Here is a 2194-nt window from a genome sequence, read left to right on the forward strand (position 1 = left end):
GAGATTGCACGAGCCAATGTGCGCATCGCCGGGGCTCCCCGCCTTCCTCAAGTCAATCTCTCCCCGGACTTTCAACACGGCCGTTTCGGGACATTCGATAGCGATATCCCCAACAAGAATTACAGTTTTATGGAAGTGGTCTTTAACCTTTCCTGGGAGCTGGACATCTGGGGTCGAATTCGTGCCTCACAGGAGGCGGCCTCATTGGACGCCATGGCCGTGGAAACGGACTTGCAGGGCGCCGCATTATCACTCGCGGCACGAACAGCGCAATCCTGGTTTGAATTGCTGGAAGCAGGCCTTCAGGAAACGGTCGCCGCACAATCCGTCGCCGATCGACGTATGCTTGTGGAGCTGGTCCGAGGGCGGTTTACCCGCGGCCTCACACCCGGATTGGATCTGGGATTGGCGCTGACCGACCTCGCCAATGCTGAGGCTCAACTGGCCGACGCACGCAATCAAGTCCAGCTGACTGCTCGCTCGTTGGAAGTGTTGCTTGGCCGTTATCCCGCCGGCGAATTGAAGGCCCACTTGCCCTTACCGGCATTACCTTCAACGCTGACCGCGGGCGTTCCGTCTGAATTGCTCAATCGCCGCCCCGACATTGCCGCTGCCATGGGACGCCTCCGTGCGGAAGACCAGCGGTTCATCAGTGCCAACCTCGCGCTGTTGCCGCGCATCACCTTAACGGGGACCGGCGGCACCCGGAGTAATTCACTGAAAGACCTGACGCAGCCCGGGGCCCTTGCCTGGAATGTTGGAGCCGGCTTGCTCCAACCCATCTTTGCCGGGGACCAACTCTATGGTGAGATCGCACGGAACCGCGCGGCCGTCACCGAGGCTATGGAGAATTTTCAACAAACCGCCCTGGAGGCATTCCGTGAAGTAGAGCAGGCACTGGGAGCCGAAGAACAATTGTCGACACAGGAACAAGCGTTGTCCGAGGCGGTGAAACATGCTCAAGCGAACCAACAGATGGCGGTCTATGCCTACCGCCATGGATTTACGACCATTCTGACGTTGCTCGACAGCTTCCGCGGAACCTTAATGGCTCAAAGTGCTCATTTGACCGTCAAACGGCGCCTGCTGAACAACCGTATTGGCTTATATCTGGCACTTGGAGGCGCCATATGACGCGAATCCTGCTGCCCATCGGCGTGCTCTCGATGGGCCTCCTCACGGCCTTCGTGCTTCTGACCAATCGCTCCCAGCCGGAGGCTGAAAGCCTCCAGCCGGAGCCGCCACGTGTGGAGGTCCTTGAGGTCCAACCCCAAAACGTGCGGGTGACCGTGACCTCGCAAGGCGTGGCGATGCCGCGCACGGAGATTGATCTGGTCACGGAGGTCGCCGGCAAGGTGATTCACGTCCATCCCGCCTTCGCCGCCGGCGGATCGTTTCATCGCGGAGACGTCCTCGTGGCGGTGGATCCCCGGGATTATCAATTCGCGAGGATTGAAGCCCAAAGCCGACTCGCGGAAGCCCAGCGGCTTTTAGCCCAAGAGGAGGCGCAAGTCGAACAAGCGCTCAAAGAATGGCAGGTGCTCGGGAAGGGTGAAGCGACCGCGCTGGCGTTGCGCACGCCGCAACTACGGGAAATACGAGCAAAAGTGGCTGCAGCCAAAGCGGATGGGGCAAAGGCCAAGCTGCAGCAGATCCGCTGCGTGCTACGCGCACCGTTCGATGGACGAATTCGCGTTACGCATGTAGACGTGGGCCAATATATCGTTCCAGGAGAAAAAGTCGCCCGCCTCTATGCCACTGACAGCCTGGAAGTGCGTCTCCCCGTATCCATGGAACAATTCGCGTTTTTAGACATCCCATGGATTTCGGAAAAGAACGGTTCAACCCACACGGCACCTTCCGTGACCCTGCAAGCAACCATCGGCGGCATCATGTCTCGTTGGGTTGGATACATCATTCGAACCGAAGGCGCATTAGAACCAACCTCCGGGCAGCTTTCCCTTGTCGCACGCGTCTCGCAACCAAAGTCCGATCACAACCATGGGCGACCGTTATTACCGGGAACATTCCTCCAGGCGGAGATCGAAGGCCGGGAATATCACCAGGTCTTTGTCCTCCCACCCGCCGTCCTCAACACCAGGACGGAACAAGTCCTGGTCGTGGATGACGCTAACCGGCTCAAGATTCAACAGCTCGAGATATTGAAATCCGAAACCGATCGCCTTGTCGTCCG

The 2194-nt window shown here is 58.8% G+C and carries 2 protein-coding genes; both read left to right on the top strand.

Translation table 11 applies throughout. The annotated features are described in order from the left end of the window. A partial coding sequence (locus tag AAH187_RS18445) for a TolC family protein (RefSeq protein WP_342349955.1) occupies window positions 1-1134 on the top strand: 1134 nt, incomplete at its 5' end. Next, the coding region (locus AAH187_RS18450) for an efflux RND transporter periplasmic adaptor subunit (protein WP_342349956.1) at window positions 1131-2194 on the top strand (1064 nt) is incomplete at its 3' end. The genes AAH187_RS18445 and AAH187_RS18450, both read left to right, overlap by 4 nt.

The organism is uncultured Nitrospira sp., from assembly GCA_902500695.1.
Lineage (GTDB): Bacteria > Nitrospirota > Nitrospiria > Nitrospirales > UBA8639 > Nitrospira_E.